The organism is Desemzia sp. FAM 23990 (genome assembly GCF_045528485.1).
GTDB lineage: Bacteria > Bacillota > Bacilli > Lactobacillales > Carnobacteriaceae > Desemzia.
In genome coordinates this window covers 1-26,246 of the sequence record NZ_JBGQQW010000005.1, presented here as the reverse complement: position 1 = coordinate 26,246, position 26,246 = coordinate 1, and the positions used below count along the sequence as shown (strand labels likewise).

General features: G+C 36.8%; 25 protein-coding genes and 1 pseudogene. 4 read left to right on the top strand and 22 right to left on the bottom strand.

Going from position 1 to position 26,246, the window contains the following annotated elements:
• Positions 1 to 117: 117 nt before the first annotated feature.
• Positions 118 to 900 carry a YibE/F family protein gene (locus ACEN4I_RS02890; RefSeq protein WP_407102053.1) on the bottom strand — a complete coding sequence of 261 codons (783 nt, stop codon included), beginning with the start codon at positions 898 to 900 and terminating at the stop codon, positions 118 to 120.
• Positions 897 to 2,012 carry a YibE/F family protein gene (locus tag ACEN4I_RS02885; protein WP_407097360.1) on the bottom strand — a complete coding sequence of 372 codons (1,116 nt, stop codon included), beginning with the start codon at positions 2,010 to 2,012 and terminating at the stop codon, positions 897 to 899. The genes ACEN4I_RS02890 and ACEN4I_RS02885 overlap by 4 nt, the downstream gene beginning before the upstream one ends.
• A 175-nt stretch (positions 2,013 to 2,187) precedes the next feature.
• Here ACEN4I_RS02885 and ACEN4I_RS02880 point away from each other — a divergent pair, with 175 nt between their 5' ends.
• Positions 2,188 to 3,339 (top strand): ArgE/DapE family deacylase, encoded by a 1,152-nt coding sequence (locus ACEN4I_RS02880; RefSeq protein WP_407102052.1) that lies wholly within the window; start codon positions 2,188 to 2,190, stop codon positions 3,337 to 3,339.
• 220 nt (positions 3,340 to 3,559) lie between these two features.
• Here the strand turns inward: ACEN4I_RS02880 and ACEN4I_RS02875 are convergent, their stop codons facing one another.
• The 3 genes from ACEN4I_RS02875 to ACEN4I_RS02865 are packed head-to-tail and all read right to left on the bottom strand — an operon-like array spanning position 3,560 to position 7,266.
• Positions 3,560 to 4,108 carry a hypothetical protein gene (locus ACEN4I_RS02875; protein WP_407102051.1) on the bottom strand — a complete coding sequence of 183 codons (549 nt, stop codon included), beginning with the start codon at positions 4,106 to 4,108 and terminating at the stop codon, positions 3,560 to 3,562.
• A 42-nt stretch (positions 4,109 to 4,150) separates the two neighbouring features.
• A complete protein-coding gene (locus tag ACEN4I_RS02870; RefSeq protein ID WP_407102050.1) occupies positions 4,151 to 5,491 on the bottom strand; it encodes a UvrD-helicase domain-containing protein in 1,341 nt (446 codons plus the stop codon).
• Positions 5,492 to 5,508: 17 nt separating this feature from the next.
• Positions 5,509 to 7,266 carry an ATP-dependent nuclease gene (locus tag ACEN4I_RS02865; RefSeq protein ID WP_407102049.1) on the bottom strand — a complete coding sequence of 586 codons (1,758 nt, stop codon included), beginning with the start codon at positions 7,264 to 7,266 and terminating at the stop codon, positions 5,509 to 5,511.
• Between the two features lie 146 nt (positions 7,267 to 7,412).
• Here ACEN4I_RS02865 and ACEN4I_RS02860 point away from each other — a divergent pair, with 146 nt between their 5' ends.
• Complete coding sequence (locus ACEN4I_RS02860) at positions 7,413 to 7,673, top strand: M20/M25/M40 family metallo-hydrolase (RefSeq protein WP_407102048.1); 261 nt, start codon at positions 7,413 to 7,415, stop codon at positions 7,671 to 7,673.
• A 108-nt stretch (positions 7,674 to 7,781) separates the two neighbouring features.
• On the opposite strand, the gene ACEN4I_RS02855 is transcribed toward ACEN4I_RS02860, so the two are convergent.
• A complete protein-coding gene (locus ACEN4I_RS02855) occupies positions 7,782 to 8,183 on the bottom strand; it encodes a DUF1801 domain-containing protein (RefSeq protein WP_407102047.1) in 402 nt (133 codons plus the stop codon).
• 199 nt (positions 8,184 to 8,382) lie between these two features.
• On the opposite strand from ACEN4I_RS02855, the gene ACEN4I_RS02850 reads away from it, so the two are divergent.
• Positions 8,383 to 8,922: a hypothetical protein gene (locus ACEN4I_RS02850; RefSeq protein ID WP_407102046.1), complete on the top strand. Its 540-nt coding sequence runs from the start codon at positions 8,383 to 8,385 to the stop codon at positions 8,920 to 8,922.
• Positions 8,923 to 9,048: 126 nt separating this feature from the next.
• On the opposite strand, the gene gap is transcribed toward ACEN4I_RS02850, so the two are convergent.
• The 4 genes from gap to ACEN4I_RS02830 form a co-directional block, all read right to left on the bottom strand.
• Entirely contained in the window at positions 9,049 to 10,062 is a 1,014-nt protein-coding gene (gene gap, locus ACEN4I_RS02845; RefSeq protein ID WP_407102044.1) for a type I glyceraldehyde-3-phosphate dehydrogenase, read from the bottom strand.
• Between the two features lie 779 nt (positions 10,063 to 10,841).
• The gene (locus ACEN4I_RS02840; RefSeq protein ID WP_407102043.1) at positions 10,842 to 11,813 is read right to left on the bottom strand and encodes a metal ABC transporter solute-binding protein, Zn/Mn family; all 972 of its coding nucleotides are present in this window, start codon (positions 11,811 to 11,813) and stop codon (positions 10,842 to 10,844) included.
• 27 nt (positions 11,814 to 11,840) lie between these two features.
• A complete protein-coding gene (locus tag ACEN4I_RS02835) occupies positions 11,841 to 12,701 on the bottom strand; it encodes a metal ABC transporter permease (RefSeq protein ID WP_407097354.1) in 861 nt (286 codons plus the stop codon).
• A gap of 1 nt (position 12,702) precedes the next feature.
• Entirely contained in the window at positions 12,703 to 13,440 is a 738-nt protein-coding gene (locus tag ACEN4I_RS02830; protein ID WP_407097353.1) for a metal ABC transporter ATP-binding protein, read from the bottom strand.
• A 252-nt stretch (positions 13,441 to 13,692) separates the two neighbouring features.
• Between ACEN4I_RS02830 and ACEN4I_RS02825 the strand changes: the two genes are divergently transcribed.
• Positions 13,693 to 14,349: a metal-dependent transcriptional regulator gene (locus tag ACEN4I_RS02825; protein WP_407097352.1), complete on the top strand. Its 657-nt coding sequence runs from the start codon at positions 13,693 to 13,695 to the stop codon at positions 14,347 to 14,349.
• 239 nt (positions 14,350 to 14,588) lie between these two features.
• Here the strand turns inward: ACEN4I_RS02825 and ACEN4I_RS02820 are convergent, their stop codons facing one another.
• From ACEN4I_RS02820 to ACEN4I_RS02765, 12 genes and pseudogenes are all read right to left on the bottom strand, one after another.
• Positions 14,589 to 15,203 carry a sugar O-acetyltransferase gene (locus ACEN4I_RS02820; RefSeq protein ID WP_407097351.1) on the bottom strand — a complete coding sequence of 205 codons (615 nt, stop codon included), beginning with the start codon at positions 15,201 to 15,203 and terminating at the stop codon, positions 14,589 to 14,591.
• A 143-nt stretch (positions 15,204 to 15,346) separates the two neighbouring features.
• The gene (locus ACEN4I_RS02815) at positions 15,347 to 16,348 is read right to left on the bottom strand and encodes an ROK family protein (RefSeq protein ID WP_407097350.1); all 1,002 of its coding nucleotides are present in this window, start codon (positions 16,346 to 16,348) and stop codon (positions 15,347 to 15,349) included.
• Positions 16,349 to 16,380: 32 nt separating this feature from the next.
• Positions 16,381 to 16,979 (bottom strand): annotated as a pseudogene (locus ACEN4I_RS02810) (sugar O-acetyltransferase).
• 203 nt (positions 16,980 to 17,182) lie between these two features.
• Complete coding sequence (locus tag ACEN4I_RS02805) at positions 17,183 to 18,457, bottom strand: Y-family DNA polymerase (RefSeq protein WP_407097349.1); 1,275 nt, start codon at positions 18,455 to 18,457, stop codon at positions 17,183 to 17,185.
• 31 nt (positions 18,458 to 18,488) lie between these two features.
• Positions 18,489 to 18,893 carry a hypothetical protein gene (locus ACEN4I_RS02800; protein WP_407097348.1) on the bottom strand — a complete coding sequence of 135 codons (405 nt, stop codon included), beginning with the start codon at positions 18,891 to 18,893 and terminating at the stop codon, positions 18,489 to 18,491.
• A gap of 322 nt (positions 18,894 to 19,215) precedes the next feature.
• The gene (locus tag ACEN4I_RS02795; protein ID WP_407097347.1) at positions 19,216 to 20,979 is read right to left on the bottom strand and encodes an ammonium transporter; all 1,764 of its coding nucleotides are present in this window, start codon (positions 20,977 to 20,979) and stop codon (positions 19,216 to 19,218) included.
• A 428-nt stretch (positions 20,980 to 21,407) separates the two neighbouring features.
• The gene (locus tag ACEN4I_RS02790) at positions 21,408 to 22,067 is read right to left on the bottom strand and encodes an amino acid ABC transporter permease (protein ID WP_407097346.1); all 660 of its coding nucleotides are present in this window, start codon (positions 22,065 to 22,067) and stop codon (positions 21,408 to 21,410) included.
• A complete protein-coding gene (locus ACEN4I_RS02785; RefSeq protein WP_407097345.1) occupies positions 22,064 to 22,774 on the bottom strand; it encodes an amino acid ABC transporter permease in 711 nt (236 codons plus the stop codon). Before ACEN4I_RS02785 ends, ACEN4I_RS02790 begins: the two co-directional genes overlap by 4 nt.
• Positions 22,774 to 23,592: a transporter substrate-binding domain-containing protein gene (locus tag ACEN4I_RS02780; protein WP_407102041.1), complete on the bottom strand. Its 819-nt coding sequence runs from the start codon at positions 23,590 to 23,592 to the stop codon at positions 22,774 to 22,776. Before ACEN4I_RS02780 ends, ACEN4I_RS02785 begins: the two co-directional genes overlap by 1 nt.
• 27 nt (positions 23,593 to 23,619) lie before the next feature.
• Positions 23,620 to 24,342, bottom strand: coding sequence for an amino acid ABC transporter ATP-binding protein (locus ACEN4I_RS02775; RefSeq protein WP_092480811.1), 723 nt, complete (start codon positions 24,340 to 24,342; stop codon positions 23,620 to 23,622).
• Between the two features lie 652 nt (positions 24,343 to 24,994).
• Positions 24,995 to 25,606, bottom strand: coding sequence for a J domain-containing protein (locus tag ACEN4I_RS02770; protein ID WP_407102040.1), 612 nt, complete (start codon positions 25,604 to 25,606; stop codon positions 24,995 to 24,997).
• Between the two features lie 35 nt (positions 25,607 to 25,641).
• On the bottom strand, positions 25,642 to 25,902 hold the full coding sequence (locus tag ACEN4I_RS02765) for a hypothetical protein (RefSeq protein ID WP_407102039.1): 261 nt from the start codon (positions 25,900 to 25,902) through the stop codon (positions 25,642 to 25,644).
• Between the last annotated feature and the right edge of the window lie 344 nt (positions 25,903 to 26,246).

Genomic DNA, 26,246 nt, shown 5'->3' with positions numbered 1-26,246 from the left:
TTTGTCAATCGCCTCAACGTACCTGGTTTTCTTCTATCAGTCCTGAAAGACGTAACAAAAAAAGATCGTGCTGAAAATCTGTACGATCTTTTTTGTCCATCAAGTATTTCTCTATTGTTATTCCGCTTTACTGTAGCGGAGCTTGTCTTTGTATTTGACCATACTGTATGCTGAAAGCCATGCTGTGATTGGGATGATCAAAATAGCACCCGTCCCTGTATAAAAAATCGAAATCACTTCAGAAACGAATACTTTCGAATTTAAGACTTCCGCTAAAGAATAGCCTAAATCTTTGAACCAAATAATCAGCGCCAGATAACCGCCGATAAAAGCAAAGAACAAAGTGTTTGTCGTCGTCCCCAGGATATCTTTTCCAACCGTCATCCCGGATTTGAATAACTGGTACCGATCTAAAGTCGGATTGTGAAGGTAGATTTCGCTCATCGCAGAAGAAATCGAGATAGCTGTATCTGTTATTGCTCCGATCGTTCCCATGATGATCGTACAGATGATGATGTCGCCAAAATCAATCCCGACATAAAATGAAAATGACAGCAACTCTTCAATTTCTTCTATCCCAAATCCTTGAATTTTAGACTTCTCTACCAATATAAAAACAGCGAAGATCAACAAAATCAACGTAAGAATCGTTGAAACAAATGCCGTAAGAGATTTGAAATTAAATTGATTGATGTAAAACAAATTGATGCAGCTGATCAATACACATGCAATAATCGTCAAAAGGATCGGATTGATTGCTTGGTCTGTCATAAGGATAATAGTGATCAGCATGATCCCGAAGTTGAAGAACAAGGCCAGAAAAGAGCGCGTCCCTTTTTCCCCTCCAATCACTTTCATGAGGGCAAATAAAATCAGCGCCAACCAAATCAATGCATTCATTTGACCACCCTCCCCTTACGAATGAAGTAAATCGCTGTATAGATGCTAATGGGAATCGTTAAGACGATCCCGATGCTTCCTACTAGCGCCCTCGTCAACTCTAATGACAAATTCATCGATAGCGTGTAATTCACTGCCATGCCGTTTTTCAAATACAGCAAGATCATCGGGATACTACCGCTCACATAGGCAAAGAACAGCACATTGGCCATCGTCCCCATAATATCTTTGCCGATTTCTTTTCCAGAAGCTTTCAAGTCTTTCAAGGCGATTGCCTGATTTTTCTCCGTCAGCTCATACAGCGAGGAAGTGATCGTGATGGCAATGTCCATTGAGGCTCCTAGAGAACCGACCAGAAGACTGGCTAAAAACACCGATTGCGGATTCCTGGTGATAAAAGCCATCTCTTCGTACCGCAGTCCTTCTCCAGCTGTCAATTTAATGACCGCATAAGCAATCAGCAACGACGAGAATGTCCCTGCCACAGTGGCTAAAATAGCCGCATGGGTCTTTTTGTTGTTTCCGCTCACCAACAACAATGAAAAGACTGTAAAGAAAAGCACCAGTCCGCTGCAGATCCAGAATAAATTTACGTCTTCTCCCTCAGTGTAGTAATTCATCGCCATCATCAATACCAAAACATTGACGACTAAACTGATTAATGAATACAAACCACTCTTTTTCCCGACCCATAGGACCGTCACAATAAATAGCCAGGCAGCAACTACGATAAACGTATCTCGTTTAGCTCCTTCGATATTTCCTGTCAAATGCGTTCCCTCATCGTTTTGAATACTCACGAAGATTTTATCTCCCATTTGATATTCGTGGTCCGCCGCACCGGATGCGGAGTATTGGTTTTCCATTAGAATACGTTGCCCTTTATGGTCGCCGTTTTTGATTTCTCCGATCACCGTTTGATCAAATACTTGATCTGTATTGCTCAGGGAATCTACCATTTCTTCTTCATCCGTCACCGTAGTTTCTATCACTTCTGCTATCGGCTTGTCGTATAAGTAAAAGTTGTTTTGTACAAATAAGATGGATAACACCATACTGAGTAAAATTAATACATAGGTTATTAACGTTTTATTTTTCCATTTGATATTCATCAGAATACCTCCAATTGAATGAGTATCTCAGTGTAGCCTATCACTTTTCGTTCTTCAGAGACAACCTTTTTTTTAGCATTTTAGCCCCTTATTTGAAGGTTTCATCTGCTTCATGTAAGATTGATGTAGAGAGTACGGCAAGTTTTAGGATAAAAACAAGAAGTAGCTAATTAGGATGAGTGTTTTTACAGAGCAGCAAAAATTAACTATTTTAGAAGATCTTGTAGCTATTAATAGCGTCAACGAAAACGAGATCGAAGTAGCGGAATACCTAAAGAAATTGTTCGCAGAGTACGGTATCGACTCCACGATCGTTCCTGTTACAGAAACCAGGGTCAATTTGGTAGCGGAAATTGGGTCAGGATCGCCGGTATTTGGGATCTCAGGACATATGGATGTCGTCTCACCAGGGGATGTCTCCAACTGGTCGACAGATCCATTTGTGCTGACAGAAAAAGAGGGCAAGCTTTATGGACGCGGGGCTAACGACATGAAATCAGGACTGGCTGCTTTAGCCATCGCTATGATTGAATTGAAAGAAAGCAACACCTTAACGAAAGGTTCTGTCCGCTTCATGGCAACGACTGGTGAAGAAGTCGGCGGAGTTGGCTCGAAGAAATTATATGAAGAAGGCTACATGGACGATGTCGATGCTTTGATCGTCGCAGAACCCTCTCAAGATGTAATCGTTTATTCGCATAAAGGTTCCTTGAACTTCAAAGTCACTTCGAAAGGACAAGAAGCGCACAGTGCTATGCCGCATTTAGGTTACAACGCGATCGATCCACTAGCTGAATTCATTACTCGAGTGAACGCAGAAGTACGCGACCCGAGCCGCTCAAATGAAACGCTGGGCGAATTGATTATGAACTGCACGATCGTACAAGGCGGGCAGCAAGTCAACTCGATTCCTGAGGTTGCTGCTGCAGAATTCAACGTGCGGACGATTCCTGAATACGATACGGAAGAAGTCATTGCCAAATTCAATGAGATTGCTGAAGAAATCAACAAGCAAAAAGATGCTAAGATTCATGTAGAAGTCACAATGGCTCTGCCGAGTGTGTTCACAGATGGAAAATCTGAACTGGTAGAAATCGCTCAAGATTTAGGCGAGAAGTATTTCGGTGAAAAACCTGGAACGATTGGTTCTCCAGGAGTAACTGACGGATCCAACTTCCTGCGCTCTAAAGGCGACGAGTTCCCGTTCATGATGTTTGGACCCGGCTTAACTAAAATGGCTCACAAAATTGATGAGTACGTGCACAAAGATGTTTACTTGAAATTCATTGATTTGTACAAAGAAATGATTTTAGCATTTAATCAGTAAAATCACAGGCCCTAGATTAACTACGAAAATTTATCAAAATAGATAAGAGCCTGGGACAAAAGGTCTCTATAAAAAATGCATTCCCAAAACTACTGGAATATTCATCCAATAGTGGGAATGCATTTTTTCTTTTTATTTCATTGCTACTATAGAGATGGGACTAAATTTTTTGAAAAAACACTTTTGTCCCAGCTTCTTATTGTATTGTAAAAATAGTATTTTAAATTTTATTGTGTTTTTTTAAGTAGCTGGATAGTGAGAGTATTTCTAAAGAGTCATCTGTATTTTTATCAATGATATAATAATAATCTTTTTTATCAGTTCCCTTTATTATTTTAGATGCTGCAATCATTGCTTGAATGTATTCTTCTACTTCTTTTTCACTTAGTTCTCGATTAATTGATGCAATTATTTCTCCATTATCGGTTTTAATTTTAATAACGATATTTGTTTGTTCTAAATCTTTATTTGCTCTCAAAATTTTAGCATTACTATATTTAATTTTTTTTATAACAAAGACCAAGCCTTTTTTTAGAGCATCATAAGCAGCTGGCATCAATAAACCTCCTGCTACTAGATTAAACAAGTTATTGTTTAATATAATTTCTATACCATCGAAAATTGAATTTTGGATACCACGTTGCTCCAAGAAAAGTATGTTCATATTGTTTAATTCAAAAACTTGCTGTAACTCTTCCCTTTCTATGTCTGTAAAACACATTGAGCCATTAATTATAATTAATCCTTTTCGGTCTAACTTATCATCCATAAAGTCACAACTCCTTTTTCATTTTTAATAAAATACGTAACATTAAATAACATTCTTAAAGAAACTAGCTATATTTTCCTTAGAGAATTTCATCTCGGATTCGATTGTTATCAATAAATCAAGATTTTCTTTAGAACGGGTTAGTCCAACATACAAGTTAGCTGCAATTTTCCCTCCTATTTTCTGACCAAGGATATATGGAAAGATACTTGGCGTTACTATAAATAAACAATTTTTTTCCCCTAAACCTTTCACAGACTCTATGGACCTTACAATATATTTATCATTTTGAACGTTATTGGTTTCAATCTCTAAAGCTTTAAGTATTTTATAATACTCAGCTGGTTTTACAAATCCGTAAGGAAGTGTTCTTTTTATTGCATCTTCTGGCTTAAATTTATGAACGATTACTTGCTTTGTTAATTCATATGCTAAAGTACTGGCACTTTTTATTACCAAAATATCGCTTATCGGTTTTTCCTCTTTGCTTGAAATAACAATTTTTAACTCATTAAATAGATAGTTATCCATTCTTCTTGGAGCATGAGTGTCGAATCGTTCGTTTTTTTGGTGTATATACTTTAAGTCATAATTCTTTTTTTCGATAAATTTATGTAAGTCATCTATTTCAGATTCAAAATAATAATTAAGTGTACCTTGTCTTTTTTGAGGAGAGAATTGTTGTTCATTTTCTCCAATAAATATATTCGAAAAATTTAAATGACATTGCGGACATCTAAAAGATTCTTTAATATAAGTTACCTCTTGGGAGTATTCCCTTATTAATTCAGGAAGGCATCCCAGACCTTTTAAATCTTGTTTGGGGTCTCCTATTACTTCTACATATAAGCCTAACTCATCAAACTTCATCAGTATTTCTTTAAAATTTTTATCTATATCTTGCGCTTCATCTACGTATAAAGCATCAAAATACTTAGAGAATAAATCCTGAATATTACCTCTAGTTTCTTTGTGCTTTTTTCGGTCACCTGATTTTCCGCACATTACATATTTTGCTTTAGCGGTGAATGTATCTACATGCAAAAAACCTTTCTCTTCTAGTCTTTTAAGTTCTGAATTTTTAAATTTAGGTTTGTCACTTAGACTAGCATTGGAAATATGATGGAATTGTTTTCCATATAGAATAAAATAATAAGGATTTATCAGTTCTGAATTCAGAAAAGAATGTATTGTACTAACTTTGATATTTTTAGGAATTTCTCCATAATAGTTTTTTAACTTATCAATGATTGTGTTTACTGAAGAATTCGTAAATGAAACACAATAAATTATTTTACCATTATTTTTTAATTGCCTATCAATTATTTTCTGAGCTAATTTAGTCGTTTTTCCAGCTCCAGCTCCAGCAATTTTAATTTCCATACTTATCACCCTCTTCTTTAAACAATTTCAAGAGAATTAAGTACTAATGCAATATGTTGCGGTAATTCTACGTTACTTAACTCCTCATTACCTATATCTACACAAAATTGCAACATAATCTCAGCTTTAGCTGATTTCCACTTCTTGGATAACAACTCTGGGGTTTCAATATTTGACCATCCATACATAGCTTCAAAATATTTTTTTAAAATAGAAAAGTTATTACCTTGCATCACAATATCATCTTCTAATGTATAATTTACAGTAGTCTTTACGAAAATATTATCGTATGAATTATAAGCCTCATGCTCTTCTTGAGCTCTAGGTTGATTATCAAAATCCCTAATGATTCCTAATTTGTTATTAGTGTGTATATTTATTTTCAACCAAATATCGATGATTTTCTTAAAGCCTTTATGAAAAGAAATAATTTCTATATTTGATAGAGTGTTGTGCTTATTTTTTATGTAAGACTTTATCAATAATTCTTCCGATATTCCTTCTACTAAAATACAACGACTGGAGTAAAAAAGTTTAAATAAATCCAAGTTAGGATTTTTTGAAAGATAGTTCAATTTATTTGAAGTAAATTCTTCTATAAAAGCGTACCCCTTCCCTTCATTTATTAAAACGATATTCTTTAAATCTAGTTTATCTAAAAATTGTAAGCTATGAGTCGAATAAACTAATTGAAGATCTTTATTTCCACTAGCAATATTTAAAATAAAACTATTCATTATCTGTTGATTTTCATAACACAAATGGGCCTCAGGTTCTTCTACAGTTAATAAAGAATATAAAGAATTACTAGCTTCAATTAGCGAATTAATCATAACAAGTTGTAAAATAAGGTTTCTGTAACCTAAACCTTGTGAAGCTAGTGAAGATTCGTCGTACCCTAATCTTACGCTATTAAGTAAAGAAGTCATTGGAGGCATGTTAGGTAATATAGAAATTTTAGAAAAGAAGTCTTGGGCATTTTTTATTTCAGTATTTTCTTGCCAGTTTAATACTTCATCCATTCCCGATAATGATTTTATTTGTTCAAAAAAATTGGTATATTCGGACTCTATTTTAATCATAGAAGAAGTTGATAATTTTTTATTTAAAAGCTGTACTAATTGTTTTGATCCTAATCTTGTATTACTATTGGAGAATTCGTCTCTCTCAGCTTGTATAGAGTTATATTTTAATAGTTTCAAATTGTCATATGAAAGGTTTTTTTCTTTAAATGGAACGTAAATAGCATATGTATATAAACTAACTGGTAGTAAATTTAATTTTAATTCTTCTAAGCTGTTACCAGAATCAGTATTATTAATAACTTCAGCAACATGCTCCATTAACTCTTTCGAATTTTTACAAGTAAAACTATATGATAATTGGTATTGTGCTTCTCCTGTTTCTGAAAAACTAACAGCGAAATCCTTCATTGAATATGACTCAGAGTCTTCAACCGTAAATTCAATTGTAACTGTAATTTTAGGAATAATTGCTTCAAACATTGACAGCTCAACTTTTCCTTTAGAAAGAGCATCTTTATTACTTTCAATAAATTCATAATACTTATTTTTAGACTCATTACCAATGTCGGTCCAACTTAAATTTTTACTACTAGTACCTATCTCTTCTGATAACAAGGGCAACGTAAGCGCTCTTAAAAAATTGCTTTTTCCACTATTGTTATTACCAATAATCGCAGTAACTCCCATTAAACGTACAGAAACCTCGGTAAGATTTCTAAAGTTTTCAATGTATACCTTAGTAATCTTCAAAAAAATCCCTCCTTATTTCTTTTCCTGCATAATACCGTAAAAATAGTGTTTTGTAAGCTTTACCAATGAATATATTTATGGACTTTTACCTATACCGCAAAGTAATTCTTTCATCGTTAAAAATCACGGTTACTTAATACCAAAGTATGCAATTATTAATATTATTTTCTCAAAAACGAAAAAAGTTAGACGAGAAATATTTCGGTGAAAAGCCTGGAACGATTGGTTCTCCAGGAGTAACTGACGGATCCAACTTCCTGCGCTCTAAAAGCGACGAGTTCCCATTCATGATGTTCGGACCCGGTCTGACTAAAATGGCTCACAAAGTTGATGAATACGTGCATAAAGATGTTTACTTGAAATTCATTGATTTGTATAAAGAAATGATTTTAGCGTTCAACAAATAAAATATTTTATTATAGAAATGTTTGAGATAGCTAAAACCCGACCGAAGAATTCTGTGGTCGGGTTTGTGCTGTTAGATAAAAACTTTTTTATTCCTTCGGATAAAGATTCTAGTAAGTTTCTACTGATTGTTTAATTAACTCTTTTAAAACATCAATGTCGATATCCGCTAGTTTATTCACGTAGATACACGCCTTGCTTTTCGTATGTTTGCCAAAGTTTTCCAGCAGCTTTTCTCTTTCTTCACTTTCATACGCCAGATAAAGAGTGTGTTTCGCTTTTCTTGGTGAGAATCCCGCTAAAGGTGCATCCCCTTCATGTCCAGAGGCATACTTATAGTGATAGCTGCCAAAGCCGATAATACTAGGACCCCACATTTTTGCTTTATAGCCCGTTACCTCTTCAAAAATGTCCAGCAGCTGATAAGCATCCGCCTTTTTCTTCTCATTCTCTACGCTTTCGATAAAGTCGATCACACTATTGTCATTTTCTTTCATTTTCGGTTCAGCCATACAGTCACGCTCCTCTTCTTCGAATAGATTTAGTTCCATTATGGCACTTTAAAAGTACAAGTACAATTCTCTGAAAAAGAGCTTCCATAGCTATAGTAACAAATAGAATTTTTTAAAACATCATTTATTTAATCAACTGTTATGGTACACTTAGCTTAATTAAATTGTATCGTAACTGTTATATTTGAGGAGATGTAGGATGAAAAGAATAATAAGTCTTAAATGGATTTTCTTGCTTTTAATCGCCACTCTAGTGCTCTCACTGTCATTTTATTCACAACATCAATTGTATAAACCTTATACAGGCAAACCATTAACTATTGCTGTTATAGGAGATTTTCCGGAGATCAAAGAAGAACAAGTTAGTTTTGAGGAGATTACTTTTGATGATGTCATGAATAATGATTTCGATTCCTATGATGCGGTTTTTATCATGCCCGAAAACTTATCGCAAGCCAGTGAACATCAATACGCAAAAATTTACTTAGATTCTCCCATTCCGTTCTTTTTTATAGAGGCTAACAACCATATTCCATTTACAGAAGCAGATTTAGATTTTGACGATGATTCCTGGGAAGATTGGGAATGGACACCAGGAACGAGTTATGCCAGCGGATTCTATGCTGAGACTGCCGATAGTTCAACAGCTTGGGAATTTTATTTGTACGATGACGAAAATACAGATGAAAACATAAAAGCAGTCTATTCAGAAATATTCAGATCCATTGCAGAGCTTTGATAATACCCGTTTAAACAACTGATTAATCTATCAAAAACTCGAGGCTATTTAATAAGCCTCGAGTTTTTTTGCATCATTTAACACACAAAAGCGGGGAGCTAATGCTCCCCGCTAGATTAAACCTATTTATTTAATATTTGCAAAGTGTTCTAACGTTCCGACCATGTTGGCTACAAAACCGTACTCGTTGTCGTACCAAGCAACTGTTTTGACCAATTGACCGCTTTCGCCATCCATAACTTTCGTTTGAGTTGCGTCAAAGATAGAACCAGCCGGCACTCCGATAACGTCTGAAGATACGATGTCATCTTCATTGTATAAGAATGCATCCGTTGCAGCTTCTTTCATTGCCGCATTGACTTCATCAACGGTTACTTTTGTATTCAATACTGAGTACAACTCTGTCATCGAACCTGTAACAGTTGGGATACGGACAGCTGTACCATCAATTTTCCCTTCCAATTCAGGGATAACTTTTCCTACTGCTTTAGCAGCCCCTGTTGAAGCTGGAATCGCATTTTGCGCTCCGGCACGGTTTTTACGTCCGCCTGGCGAGTCTTGAAGCGCTTGTGTTGCTGTATAGGCATGAATTGTTGACATCAATGCACTATTGATACCGTATTTTTTGTTCAATACATTTGCCATCGGTGCCAAGCAGTTCGTTGTACAAGACGCTGCAGAAACGATTTGATCATCTGCATCCAACGAATCATGGTTAACTCCATAAACAATGGTTTTCGTGTTGTCTACTTCTGCTCCGGCAGCTTTTACTGGTGCTGAGATCAACACGCGTTTTGCTCCTGCATCCAAGTGAGCTTGTGATTTTTTCGCTGAAGTATAGAAACCAGTACATTCTAGAACGATGTCGATACCTAAGTCGCCCCAAGGCAATTGGCTCGCATCTTTTTCTTCGTATGCTTTGATTTCTTTTCCATCCACAATAATCGTGTCGTTCCCTACTTCTACCTCATAAGGGAAGCGTCCTTGAGCAGTATCGTATTTTAGCAAATAAACTAAGTCGTCATTATCCGTCAAGTCATTGATCGCAACTACCTCTAATTCTGTGTCCATTTCCAACATCCGGCGCAACGCCAAACGTCCGATACGTCCAAATCCATTAATCGCTACTTTTATTGACATGAATATTTCCTCCTTCTTTATTTGAATCTACTTTTATGGTAACTCTTCTGTAGATTAATTTCCAATTGTACGCATTGGTTATAGATTATTAAAGATCACAGGATTTATTATGAAGGCTTTCACGCCATACTTCTGAAATAGAAAAATACAGCTGAAATGATTCTTTATGTTTAGACACAAAAATGATTCTAAAACATTTGACGTTGGTAAATAAAAACGATGTTTCTTCGTTAATCGTTTCTTGGAGCAGGACATTACTGAGCCTAAGACAGCCAGCAGCATTATTGTTTTAGTTTATTCATCAAGTGAGGCTTCATTTCAAGTTCACTTGATGAATAAGTACAGTTTACTAGTCAAGTGAGAACTTAATTGAACGCCACTTAATAAATAAATCCATTTTATTCTTCAAGTCAGGAATTTTTCACTCCTCACTTGAAGAATAACCTTCATTTACTCCTCAAAAGAAAGCCTCTCATCACATTGAATAGAGCATTTCTCTAGAGGAAGGCGTTGAATGGTATAACCATATTCGAACATAAGCAAAGATGGCTGGTTTAAGTCCGGTCTCGCGGCTTTCCATGAACATACCCAAGACCGGAATAAATTGCTTTACCAACGTTAGAAAATAAAGAGACACAAAAATACACTCCAAAAATTTGATTTTCCCTCAACCATTTGGAGTGTATATTATTGTTTTTCTACTTTAAAACTTAGTAAAGCACGACATCTAACATATTGAAAGAAGAATTTTCCAACTTAATATCTTATTTGAATCAAGTCTATTCACTCAATGGTTGAGCTTCACCAGTTGTTTGGCTTAAGCCTTCATGAATTTTTTCAATGTTCCATTTCATCATATTGTAATAAGAATCGCCTGGCTCTCCCTCTTTAGCAATAGAGTCCGTGTAGATTTTAGTATAGATGGGAAGATCTGTTTCTTTTGAGACACGTTCCATACTTCGTGAATCCACACTTGTTTCAACAAACAGCACAGGTACTTCAGAGACTTCGATGCTATCAATAATAGTTGTCATTTGGTCAGGCGTACCTTGGCTTTCAGTATTGATTTCCCAAATATATCCTGCCTCTAGACCATATGCTTTGGCAAAATATTTAAACGCCCCTTCACTCGTCACCAGTAATTTCTTCTCTTCGGGAATATCATTGAAAGCAGATTGTGCTTGCGTATCCAGTTCGGTCAATTGTTCAACATAGGCATCAGCATTCGCCGTATAAGCGGCTTCGTTCGCAGGATCTTTACTAATAAATATTCGTTCGATTTCACGGACATATTGAATCCCATTTTGTAAGTTTAACCAAGCATGCGGGTCAGCTTGACTGTTTTGACCTTCACTGGTTAAATACAAAGGCTCAACCTCTTTGCTGACTGCAAAATAGTCTTCATCTTCAACTTTGTTCGTTGTTTCCATTAAATCATCAAACCAACCGTTCCCCGTTTCTAGATTCAAGGCGTTGTATAGAATGATATCCGCTTCTTCGGATTTTTGAATGTCTTCTGGTAATACTTCATGTTCATGTGGATCGGTACCAATGGGAACAATACTATGCATGTTGATCAGTTCTCCACCGACTTGTTCTGCCATATCTGCAATAATAGAATTCGTTGCGACCACATTCAACACTGCTTCATTCCCAGTACTGCTTTCTTCAGAGGTACTTTCTTGATTTCCACAGGCTGCGAGAATGAGTAAACCAAGTCCGACACTTACTAATTTACACCACTTTTTCATTATCTTTTCCTACTTTCTATTCATCATTTAGACTAATTCTTCACTATTTTTTTCCAATTTTCTACGAATCAATAAACCTTTTTGCGGAGCGAATAAAAATGCCATCACAAAGAATACGGCAGCAGTCAGCACGATGGTTGCTCCAGAAGCCAGATTATAAGAATAACTGAAGAAAAGACCGATAAACGAGCTAAACATACCAAAGAATGCGGATAAGCACATCATGATTTTCAAATTATTCGTTAATAGATAGGCAGTGGCTGCTGGTGTAATCAGCATAGAAATCACTAAAATCGTACCAACAGTCTGCAAGGAAACGACTGCCACTAATGTGAGCAAAAACATTAAAGCATAATGGAAAAATTTAACCGGTAAACCAGCAGCTTTTGCCATCACAGGATCAAACGAAGTCAGTTTTAATTCTTTGAAAAATAATAAGATAAAGATGAGCGAGACAATGGTCACAACAGCTGTTAACATCATGTCTGAGTCACGAACTGCCAGCACGTTACCAAATAAAATATGGTATAAGTCAGTAGCACTTTGCGCAAATGAAATCAAAATCACACCTAAAGCAAAGAAACTGCTAAAAACAATCCCGATCGCAGTATCATTTTTCAGCGTACTTTTCTCAGTAATGAAGCCTATAAGAACCGCCGTTAAAACACCGAAGAAAGAAGCTCCAATAACATAACTAAAGCCAAACATATAGGAGATGGCTACTCCAGGCAGAACCGCATGGGAAATGGCATCACCCATTAAGGACATTCCACGTAAAATGATAAACGAACCAATAATCCCCGCCACAAAACCAACTAATAAAGATGTAATCAAGGCATTTTGTAAAAATTGATAATTCGTTAAACCGTCAATAAAATTTGCAATCATTTTATTTACCTCCTGAAACTAAGTCAACAAAACTGGTACCATAAATAGCGCTTAAATTATTTTTCTTAAATACTTGTTCAACTGGGCCAGATGCAGATACCGTTTTATTCAGCATGATCAAGTGATCAAAATATTCTGTTACTTTGCTTAAATCGTGATGAACGATCACCATTGATTTGCCTTCGTCCCGCAATTTTTTCAATACTTTCACAATCACTTCTTCACTAACAACATCGATTCCGACGAAAGGCTCATCAAGAAAGAACCAATCCGGTTGTTGTGCAATAGCCCGTGCAATAAAGACACGTTGCAGTTGACCACCCGATAATTCACCGATTTGACGGTGACTATAGTCTTGCATATCTACCGTTTCTAGAGCTTCTTGAGCTAGTTGTTTTTCTTTTTTACCAGGGCGCTTTATTAATCCCAGTTTCGGATAGGTCCCTAGTAAAACCGTATCAAATACATTGATCGGAAAACTAAGATCCAGTTCTTGACGCTGCTCAACATAAGCAATATTTTTTTGAACCTGTTTTAGTTTTTTCTCTCCAAAAGTTACCGTTCCTTGATAATCAATCAGTCCTAATAAACTTTTTACTAATGTTGATTTACCTGCCCCGTTTGGACCGATAATTCCTGTGATGTGGCCAGTAGGGATGGTTAAATCAATGTCATATATGGCTTTGTTTCCTGCGTAATTAACGCTGAGGTTCTCTACTTGAATCATTGTATTGTTCATTTTATTTCCCTTCCTCATTTACGTTTTAGGTTTACCTAAACTTTATTTTAAGGTTAATCTAAAAAACATTTAAAGTCAAGCTTAATAAAGAGAAGAAGGTTTTGTTCCATATAGAGCTTGTATCCGTTGCAAATGAAAATATCATATAATATAAATTCCATTTGGTATTCACAATAGGACCTATTTTTGACATTGGTTTGTTTTTTTTAATGCGGTATAATAAAGACAAATGACATCAAAAGGAGTACTTAAATGACGCCAAGTAAAGAAGATTACCTAAAAACCATTGCGGGACTAGGCGGAGAAACAAAAATAGTGAATAATAAACAATTAGTAGAGGCTCTGAATGTAACTGCTGCATCGGTAACAGACATGAATTCAAAGTTGTTGAAAGAAGGCCTTATCACACGTATTCCTTATAAAGGCGTACAAGTTACTGAAAAAGGATTGCGTTTAGCTAATCAAGTCATTCGCAAACATCGAATATGGGAAGTCTTTTTGTTGGAAAAATTGGGGTATGATTGGAAAGAGGTACACGCTGAGGCTGATCGCCTTGAACACGCTTCTTCTGACGAGCTTATTGAACGGTTATATCATTTTTTAGGGGAACCAGAATTTGATCCCCATGGTGGTACTATTCCTGCTAAAGACAGTACAATTTCTACTACTCAGTCTCCTAGTTTGATTGAGCTTTCTCCAGGAGAATCTTTTGTGATCAAGGAAGTCAAAGATGACCAGGAGTTTTTGGAATATTTGACCTCTAAAAAAATCCAGCTGAGAGCACGATACACTCTCCTTTCTAAAGAAGCCTACGAAGGGGATCTCACTTTGAAAAGTGCGGATGGAAGCATCATTGCCGTCAGCAATAAAGCTGCTTTTAAAATTTATGTAGAAAAAAGAGAAACCTGATTTTAATTTCAGGTTTCTCTTTTTTTCAGATTGATTCTCCACCGTTTATACAGCAGGTTAGAAAAATCTTCCAATTTTTTATTCCACTCATTTTTGATCTGATCACTTAAACAAACCAGACCAAAAAGAAAGCGAGAGATACATGGAAGATCAAACAATTATAGCTGAAGGGAAACCCGCACTAAAAAATACACTTCAGTTTTTATGCACTCCGTGAGGGTCTCCTTTTAGTATTTATATCAGCTATTCATTTCTTGTTCATACTCTTCTTTCAATTTCGTCCAATAGACTTTATCTTCATTTGTTACTTCCCTTAGTACTCTGCATGGATTTCCTGCAGCTACGACATTATCAGGAAGACTTTTGGTAACTACCGATCCTGAACCAACAATCACATTATTTCCAATCGTAACACCTGGATTGATCACAACGTTGCCGCCTATCCAAACATTGTCGCCAATTGTGATGGGGGTCCCAAATTCTAGACCAGAAGTTCTTATTTCAGCATCGATCGGGTGTCCTGCAGTATAAACCCCTACTCTAGGACCAAATAACACATTATCGCCAATCGTGATCGGTGCAACATCTAACATGATGCAATCAAAATTGGCATAAAAATTCTCGCCTACAGAAATATGATCGCCATAGTCACATCGAAATGGCGGTTCAAAGTGGACTTTGTCTCCAGTTTTTCCCAATAGTTCTTTCAATAATGCCACTCGCTCCGCTGATTCGTCTACAGTCATTGAATTATACTTATGAAGAAGACGGCGGTTCCTCTGATTCATTTTTCGTAATTCGCTATCGCCAGTGTACAATTCTCCAGCAATCATTCGTTCTCTTTGCGTTCGCATACAGTATCCTCCAAGATTATTAGTTTTCCTTATTAAGTTCGTTCTATTTTATCCTAAAAAAATACAAACGACAAGGTTTCATCCAATCGCTGCCCTCCCACTGCATAAGTAGCTTAAGGGTGTGCAGTGAATAGTCAAGTCATTTAAAATGGCTGTTCTAGAATAAGCTTCAACCCCAATTCATTGAGACCCATTAAATAATATTCGGCTACATCATGATAAATTGTTACCTTTGCCAAATACCCATAAGGGAAAATTTGAGTGATTCTTGCGGAAATCTCAGCCCATATTTCGGTTGTAATGAATCGATCAACATCAAAAATCACTACTTCATGTGGGTCATACATACTAATGATCGTACGAAGGGATTGTTCCACAAGCCCTGCTGCTTTTGACCGATTTACTACGGGAAAGTGCACATTATCATAGTAGGATAGATGTTTCAGTTCACCACTTAAACCATTGGCACCACAGAAAATGCGATCCTGAATGACTACCGCTGAACCTGGAGGATAATTTTCTAGACAATACAATCCAGCCACGATTTCTTCAGTGCTGTTTTCCTTTGCGAATCCATAAGTTGCTGCGTTAATATCATTCTCTATAATAACCGGCAAATCGGTCATGTCTTTTAAGCGGGCTCGAATATTGATGCCTTTCATAGAAGAAAAATCCATAATCTTAAAATTACCATCCATTTCAACACCTGGAATACCAATGACAATAACCGATATCTTCGAATACTCGTTCAGGAGTTTCTTTATTGCATTCAATACGCTATCCATCGTGTTTTCTGTTAAATGAACCGTTTGGACTACAATGCACTCATGGCGCAAATTAGATACCCTTAATAAGGCTGTTTGCTTTTTATCGGTCTCATAAAAACGGATGGTCAAAATAGTTTTGTAGTCTTTGTTTAACTGATAGACCATTGCTTTTCTGCCACCTGTAAAGACAGACTGTTGGAGAGAAACAAGCTCACCGGCCGCTATCATTTCACTAATCAATTTATTGGTCGTCACTACACTTAAAGACGTCAGACGTGCAATTTCAGTTTTCGTTAAGTCGTGCTGCTGCTCCATAAATAATTTGCGGATAGCTTGGACATTGTGTTGTTTTAAGTCATTAGGTTTTTGCGATTTCATGCTCTTCCCCTTTCCCATAATGATGCATTCGTTTAGGATTGAAATCCGGTCTTGTCTTCTTCAGTAATTTCTCGAATGACCTTACACGGAACACCTGCAGCGATTACACTGGCTGGGATATCTTTATTTACCACACTCCCCGAACCAATAATGGCATTTTCTCCAATGGTTACCCCTTGATTGATATGAACACCTGCACCAATCCAGCAATCCAGACATTGTTTCCAATGGTTACCTTTTTTGCATAGCATCCGCCAGCCACGCGTTCTGCGGCATCAAGGGCATGATTGGATGTGTAAATGCCTACTCTTGGTCCAAACAAAACGTTGTCTCCAATTTCGATTTTGCCGCCATCTAACATCACACAATCAAAATTGGCATAGAAATTATTTCCGATCGAGATATTGAAACCAAACTCACATCTGAAATTGGGCTCAAAATGAACCCCTTCTCCAACAGACGCCAATAATTGTTTTAACATTTCTTCTCTAATTTCTGATGGTTCACCGAAACTGTCATTGTATTGATTTGTCAACAGCACTGTTTTTTCTCTAGCTTCTATTAATTCTTTGGTTAGATCATTGTACATCTCGCCACTTAACATTTGTTGTCTTTGTTCTTTTAATGTCATGACACTCACTCCAGACTGCCTCCATTATAACAAAGAACTCTCTCTGTATTGTATCTTATTATTCAATTCAAACGCCATCAATCTACAAATTATTCTCTATCCTTTTTTGTCTAATCTATTGATAAAGCTTCAAAACCAAAGTGGAGTTTAGCCTATTTGCTTCGTAATCCAGTATGAATTTTCGTATTTTTTTCATAGATCTGCTATCCTTTGTGACCGCCGACCAGTCCGCTTCGTTGGATCGCTGTGCCTCCCTTAGTCAGGCTGCTGGCATGGACTAAAGAACTAAATCCATACTTTTCTCGAATTCTGTCGATGACGACTTCCAACTCTTCTGTATGGATGGTTTTTTCAGGAGTTTCAAACAAGTTCAGTTGCAGCTGTTTTTTATACGCTATTTTTCCGCACCGGATCGCTAATTGACGTACAGGTTGATTGTTGTAATGCGTTCGAAAAATCTGTAAACAGGTTTCGATGATTTTAACGTTTGAAGAAGTGGGAAAGATCTTCATTTGGCGGCTGAAGCCTTTATCTAAAACGTCCTTGGAATAGCTGACGGATAAGTGGATCACTCCCGTTTCTGCATGATGTTTCCTTAATCTGGCCGCCACTTCATCGGCCATTTCCCTGATAACCACTTCAATTTCATACTGATTGACATAATCTCTTTTTAAGATCTGGCTTTTGCCGTACCCTTTTGAATGAGGGGTGTATTTTTCGGACAGCACACTATGATCTATTCCATGAGCATGATAAAAGAGCTGCTCGCCAATCACTCCATGAACGCGTTTCAGCGCATCCACATCATATTGAGATAAGCTGTACACCGAATCGATCCCTAATCGATACAGATTCTTAGCCGTATTTCCCCCGATCCCCCACATATTGGTGATGGGATGGATCTTCCAAAGCTTTTCCGGAACATCTTCATAGTGCCAAATGGCTATTTGCGATTGAGTTCTTTTTGCTTCATTATCCAAAGCTAGTTTAGCTAGTAAAGGATTATCTCCAATACCGATCGAGGTCACTAATCTCAATCGTTGAAAGATGGTTTTTTGGATCTGTTTAGCTATTTCTTCGGTTGACCCATAAAGAGCGTGTGAACGGGTAACATCTAAGAAACTTTCGTCGATACTATAGATATGAATATCCTCTTCTGCAACAAATTCTTTGAACAAGTTGTTGATCATCAGGTTAACTTTTATGTACAAGGCCATTCGAGGTTCGACAATTTCGATTTTTGAATGCACAGGAATTTCAAAACGCCTAGAACCCGTTCGAATACCGTATTCTTCTTTGACTTTCGGCGAAGCAGCCAATACAAGCCCGCCTTCCAGATCCGGGTTGCTCATTACGACGATGTAAGACTCTAAGGGATGTATGCGTCTTTTAACAGACTCTACTGAAGCAAAAAAAGATTTTACATCAATACACAGAATATCGCGTCTTGGCTGATAAGAGTAATCCATTCTGATCATGATTCACATCTCCTTGTTCATTCCGTTTTTTTTACACCCTAAACCACTTTGGAGTTTCTGTCTTCTCCACATTGCGGATCAATTCTAATTCACAAACCACTAACCCAGCATCAATCGTTTGGACATAAATACTGTTCTCATAGTATCCGCAAACAACCCCTACAAGATCTTCCTCATATTGGCCATTGAACAAGCAGTCCAGCTGAATCGCTATTATTTCTTTCCGGCTAAATGAGTCGTCGATCAACGAGTAGATTTCTTCCGGAGTCTGTTTCTCTTTTTCTTCAGTGGTGTTCCCCTTGTTTTTTTTCTCTTCTTTTAACAGTTCCGCATGTTCAGATAGAATCAGACCTTGCCACTTGGCCATTTTTCTATCTACATAGCCTGAAGTATTGGGATCGATCACTCTATTATTCTCTTCCGATTTATCGTGCATGTCAGACACCGCCTTGTTCTCTTTTAAACCCATTATACGAACGCTTGTTCGATTTGTAAAGAGATACTCTTTTTATTTGTTCCAAAATCAACCTTAAAGAACACGACAACCAATGAATAAGTTCCCCTACTCCATTAAAAAATGCCGACTTCTCTTCAAGAGAAATCGACACTCAGCTTATTCTATATTTAGTGTGAGGCTTTTGGTGGTTGGCAAACGCACATTTACGTTGATGATTGTTTTTAAGTTTCTTGAACGTTTTTTTCAACTCTATTGCCGCAGTGTGCTTCATGAATACTGTATTTGAACCTTATCTAATTCATTAGACAACGGTTTCTGTACTCTCAGAGTAATCCAGTGCTGATGAACCATAGTCACCCGTACTAATCCGTATAGCATTTTCCACATCATACACAAAAATCTTCCCATCTCCGACTTGGCCGGTATAAAGAACCTTGCGTGCTGCTTCGACTACGCTTTTTACCGGAACACTGCTGACGATGATTTCGATGCGTGTTTTAGGCAATAAATTTGTGTCCACTTCCGCTCCTCGATAATAAGTGGTATGCCCTTTTTGCATCCCATAACCATAAACTTTTGTAACCGTCATTCCAGTGATACCAATTTTGTTCAACGCATCTTTCAGTTCTTCAAATCTATCTTCATTAGCAATAATATCGACTTTGGATATTTTTTCTTCATTTGAAATAGCTCGTCCCAATTTTGGTAATTCAATTTTTGTTGTTGTTGCTGTACCTTTTTCCTCGAAATCTGTCTCTCCATAACTCATTCCCGCAAATGCCAGCTCAACATCTTTTGGCTCCTTATTCATTCCTCGAAATACAGGTACTTGGCCAAAAGGCACAGTTACAAAATCTCCATAACTGGATTCTAAGCCGTGTTCTGAAACATCCATCCCAGCAATTTCTTCTTCTTCGCTGACTCGCAATCCAACGGTTTTATCAATGACAAGGAAAGCTATTGTCATCGTTACAATCACCCACAATGCAACTGCCGCAACTCCAAGTATTTGTACACTAAGCAGTTCAAAGTTTCCGCCATACAGAATTCCGCCATCGACAGCGAATACTCCTACCAAAATCGTTCCCAAAGCCCCTGCTGTTCCATGAACCCCAAAAGCGCCAACCGGATCGTCGATTTTGGCTTTATTTTCTACAAATTCCAAACCGTATACCAAAGCAATAGAAGAGAGCGCCCCGATGGCAACTGCTCCGACTGGCGAGACCACTGTACAACCAGCCGTGATCCCTACAAGTCCAGCCAGTGATCCGTTCAACGTCATTGAGATATCAGGTTTACCGTACTTCATCCAAGTGATCGTCATAGCTGTTAACGTCGCTGTTGCAGCAGAAAGGTTTGTATTTAAAAAGATGGTTCCGATCAAAGCCAGTGTCTCATCCCCTGTAGCTGATACAGTAGATGCACCGTTAAATCCAAACCAAGCAAACCAAAGAATAAAGACTCCCAAAGCTCCCAGTGTTAAACTATGTCCAGGAATGGCACGTGCTTTTCCATCTTTGTCATACTTGCCGATACGGGCACCAAGTATTTTCGCCCCAATCAAAGCTGAGACACCACCTACCATATGAACAGCCGTTGAACCTGCAAAATCTATAAATCCTAATTCAGACAACCACCCGCCGCCCCAGATCCAGTGACCAGAAATTGGATAAACAATAGTTGAAATAATCAACGTATAAATCAAGTAAGAACTGAACTTTGTCCGCTCAGCCATTGCTCCTGAAACAATTGTCGCTGCAGTTGCAGCAAAAACTGTCTGAAACATCAAAAATACATACCCTGGAATCGTTGAATCGTAATTTCCTTGCACGAATAAATCAGGCGCTCCGATAAGCCCTGCGACACTTGGCCCAAACATAATTCCAAATCCAATGATCCAATACATCAAAGACCCTAATACAAAATCCATCAAGTTCTTCATAATAATATTACCTGCATTTTTTGCCCGAGTGAACCCTGTCTCTACCATCGCGAATCCTGCCTGCATAAAAAATACCAATACCGTTCCTATCAAAACCCAAAGCGTATCTGTTGCTTCAAACATTTGCAACTCCTCCTATTCGACTAGCTGTTTTTATAACATGTTATAAAAACTAACACCAAATAACGAAGATTGCAATACATTTCATTGAATTTGTTAAAATAATTCTCTAAACCTCACCTCGCATGTCAGAACATCTCACATCAAATATGGTATATTCTAATATTACGATTAAATTATTTAATAAAAACCTTAATTAATACGTTTTTATATTTGACGGCTAACAATTATCTATTATTGGTATAGTCTATTATTTTATGAAAAAAGAATAAAAAACAGCCAAACACTAACTCGAACAATATTAATAAAAATTAATATTATATTCGTATTTTAGATATAGCTAATTTTCGTTTAAAATAACCCAAACAAAAAACAGCACATATCCCTTTTGTCGCTAAGGAATATGCCCTGTTTTTATGGATAAAGCTCCGTCAAACATTTTCTGAGTTTCTGCTATGCCAGTTTCTGACTAAAACAGACAAGGTAAAACAAATCAGGAAATACACTAACGCTAAGAAAGCATAGATCATAAAGACTTCTGATGTTTTAGTGACTTTTCCTAAAATCACTTGTCCGCTTCGTGTAAATTCTATGATTCCCAACCCAGCAAGGAATGACGTATCTTTGATGGTAGTGATCACTTGCGACAACAAAGACGGAATGACTTTTTTGAATGTTTGCGGCAAGATGATATACCACAAGGTTTGGAAAAATGAGAACCCTTGAGAATGAGCGGCTTCAAATTGCCCTTTTGGTATCGCGTTTAATCCTCCCCGAACGATCTCGGCCACTACTGCAGCGGTATACAGGAACAATGCAAATGACCCTTTCAATAAGATCGTACTTCCTGGAATCAAGAAGGCGCAACCCAACATCCACAGCAGCAACGGCGTATTGCGAAACAACTCAATATAGAATCCGGATAATTTGCCGAAAAACTTTCTTTCATAGTTCCGCACTAATCCTAAAAGAGTTCCGAATAGGATGGAAAGAATCACTACCCCTATAGAAATCAGTAAAGTCGTTTTTAAGCCGTCCAGTAAAAAAAGTACGTTAGGCTGAGTAAAAACGGTTTTTATAGACTCGATCATTCCATCACCTCCGGAATATCCACTACTACGGAATCATTTTTCTTCAATTTCTCTTCGTATTTCCGAGAGAAAGTCGCCAGCGGGAAGCACAATAAGAAATACAGCAGCCCCGCTACGACATAAGCCGGTCCGTAGTTTAACGAATAAGAAGCGTAAGAATCAGCTGCATACATCAAGTCCGCTCCAGCGATGATCGCCAATACGGAGGTATTTTTGATCAAATTGACCGCTTGGTTCGTTAATGGCGGCAATATACTTTTCACCATTTGCGGCAAGATGATGTAGCGCATCGTTTGAACGTAATTGAACCCTTGAGAATAGGCGGCCTCATGCTGGCCTTTAGGCATTGATAAAATACCGGCCCGCACGACTTCTCCTACGTATGCTCCATGATACAGCCCGACACCTACTACCCCGATCGTGAATTCACTCAACACTAAACCAGCCATAGCCAAACCGTTGTACATGAAGAAAATCTGAATGACCAGCGGGATGTTTTGGAAAATCTCCACGTACACCCGAGCGATAGAACGCGGCAGCCAGCTTTGAGCTGTGGAAAGAATCCCAACGAATACGCCTATCACCAAAGACAGCAGCAAGGCTAAGACAGCGATTTGAAGTGTCCTTAAAAAACCAGTCCCAATACTGTCAAAGTTTTGAAACAGAGCCTCCCATCTCCAAAGAGCGAACGGATTTGTACTGTTCATTATTCATTCAGTCCCCACTCTGAAACCAATCCATCAAGAGTGCCATCTTCTCCCCATGTAGTGATCAACTCATTTACGTGCTCTGCCAATTCTGTATTTGATTTCTTCGTTGCAATTCCATAATCTTGAGTCGCAAAACGATCTGGTAAGATCACAGTAGAATCATCCAAATAACCAGCCAAGATCGATCTGTCCACACTGAATGCATCTACACGACCAGAATCTAAAGCCGCTTTGATTTCTGGATAAGTTGCGTACTCTGAAAAGTCCATCGTAATGTCGTATTGTTCAGCTTCTGCTTTAATAGCATCGGCTGTTGTTGAACTTTGCGATACTCCAATAGTTGCTCCATCCATATCTTTCAAGCCTTCATAATTCTTATCTTTTTTCACCAGCAAACCAACTGCATCTTCATAATAAGCTTCAGTAAAGTTGTAAGTTTCTTTACGTTCATCTGTTACTGTAAAGGTAGCGATGATCATATCAACTTCGCCGTTATCCAATAATGGACCACGTGTTTTTGCTGTAACTGGCGTCAACTCGATAGCGTCTGGGTCACCTAAAATATCTTCCGCTAATTTTTTCGCAATATCGATTTCAAATCCTTCGATCTCACCTGTCTCAGTATTTTTCAAGCCGAAGTTCGGAACATCTTCTTTGACTCCTACTTTCAATACGCCTGCTTCTTTGATGGATTCAACGGTAACTTGATCCGCACCGCTTGTCGACTCAGTTGCTGAACCTTCATCTGACGAACAAGCTCCTAAAAATAATAAACTGGACAACATCAATGTAGCAAATAGATTTCTTTTTTTCATCTCTTTTTCCCCCTAATTATCCCTGTTTTATCTTAAAATTTTGCTTAAAAATTCTTTCGTTCGTTCATGAGTCGGATTATCGAAGAAATGTTCCGGAGTCCCTACTTCCAAAATCGTCCCTTCATCCATAAAAATAACTCGGTCTGCTACTTGCCTTGCAAATCCCATTTCGTGTGTCACGACGACCATCGTGATATTCATACTCGACAACTGGATCATAACATCCAGCACTTCTTGCACCGTTTCCGGATCTAAAGCTGAAGTCGGTTCGTCGAATAAAATGATTTTCGTTTCTGAACAAAGGGATCTCGCGATAGCGACCCTTTGCTGTTGTCCACCTGATAAAGTGGACGGATAAACATTGGCTTTCTCTCTCAGCCCTACGATATCTAAATACTTATAGGCTGTTTCTTCTGCTTCTTTTTTAGATTTTTTTTGCAGCTTTATTGGACCAATCGTCAGATTTTCCAACACCGTCATATGCGGATAGAGGTTGAACTGTTGAAAAACCATTGCAGAAGAATTGCGTACAACTTCTAATTTGTTTTTTGCAGTCACTTGTTTGCCTTCAATAAAAACTTCTCCTGATGTCGGTTCCTCAAGGAAGTTCATACATCGAACAGTCGTACTTTTACCAGAACCCGAAGGCCCGATAATAACGATTTTCTCCCCTTCCGCCACCTCTAGATTGATATCTTTCAGTACATGGTGGTCTCCAAAATATTTATTTACATTTTGCAGTTTAATCAACGTTGCCTCATCTCCTTTTGCAAAAAAATATGAACATCTCATTATTTTGAAGTATTCATGCACTATTCTCTAGTACAAATTAAAAGTATAATGATGTTTTGATGAGAAATCAATTAAAATGTGCAATCGTTGTGTAATATTATCTTCCATGAAAATGATAGTTAGTCTTTTTTATGTCTCAAAAGCTTATTCTAAAGCCACTTTTTAAAATTAGAGAACGCTCATTATTTTGTCATTAATTAGCAAAAAAACTTATTTCCTTTTGTGAATAGGAAATAAGTTTTTCTATAATAATTTTTAGTTAAAAAGGTATTTAAAAGGTATTTAAACTCATTGATCCAGAAATTTCAAGAAAATATTGACTAGGACAAAAGATTTCCTAAAAAATACACTTCTAAAATACACTTCTAAAATACTGATTATTTTATTCAGTTGTTTTAGAATACATTATTCTATATTTCTATCAAAACATACAAAAACAGAACTATTTTTTCACAACATTACTTTTATGTCTGAGTCTATTTTTTTATAATTTGATATTCTTCTAAACTAAACTTTCATTAACTTTTTCTTTTTCTGCCATCAACATAGATAACTCTGGTTTTTTAAACACATTATAAATTTTCTTACTAGACATTATCATTCCCATAGTTTATTTTGGATAATATTCTTGTAAATACTCAAATGCATCTAAAATTAGTTTAAACCTATTTTCATCTCCATTAATTGAATCAGGGTGATATTTTTTTGCCAATTTTTTATATTGAACTTTGATATCATCGTAAGTAATACCATTTACACTTTGAAATTCCATAACTTTTAAATAGATATCAAAACTGTTAATATCGGCACTATGATGATTAGATTCCTTATAATAAAGATTTTCAAGATTGTCAACGTAATGGTTTAATCTTTCATATGCATTTTGAATAAATTTTTCTCTGACTTCTTTTGGCATATTTGTATAATCTGTTAGCGTTCTATTCAAATTAATCTCATTGAATAACAATGTTGCTGCACATTCAAGAAAAAAGCGATTGCCAATAGCCTCTTCATCAAAAATAGCATCTTTGGTCATATTTGAGATATCCTTTAAGACAGAAGCAGCACTTTTTTTATTGGTTACTTTTCCTCCAACTTGAATACCATTAACACTAATATTATTAAAATACATTTTCTTTTGTCCTTTTGTATCATAATGTTGTTCGATGGCATACTCAATTAGAAACTTTTCGTCTCTTAAACTATGCTTTCCCGTTTCCATAAATAAGAAGTATTCATCTCCTTCTTGTGATCTAATTAATGCAGACTTCCCTGAAATTTTCCATAGTTTCTCATTAAAAATAGTATTGTCATATGTAAAAAAATATCTTCTTGTTTGAAAGAAGCATCTTCCCTATCTTGATTTGAGTAATTTTTATTTTTAGAAGAATTATAATTTTTTTTGTCAAACAAGTCATTTAAATCAGGTGAAGGAAAATCCTTCATTAATACATCTTTCTTATTAGAATTTCTAGATGAAAGAAACAAAATAAATGCTATTACTACAATTAATTCCATGTTTTTACCTCCTAATATTGTAACGAAATTTATATTCTCTAATAATTTTCTATAGTTTTAATAACTGTCTTTAAATTTAAGTTGTTCTACCTCATTAAAATTAAACTAGTTATATTAGTGAATATTATAGCACTTATTAATTAATGTCTACTGAATAATAAACTATGCTTATTCTGCTGCCTTTTACAACTAATGATTGATATAATAGATGCAAGGGTTTTTATAGGATGTTAAACAAAACCTTGCACTTTTACTGAAATGAGGACAGAAACATGTATAAATCACAACCGTATTCACAAATCGCTTTCGAAGACTTCAACCAACCAATGGGACTAAAAATGAAC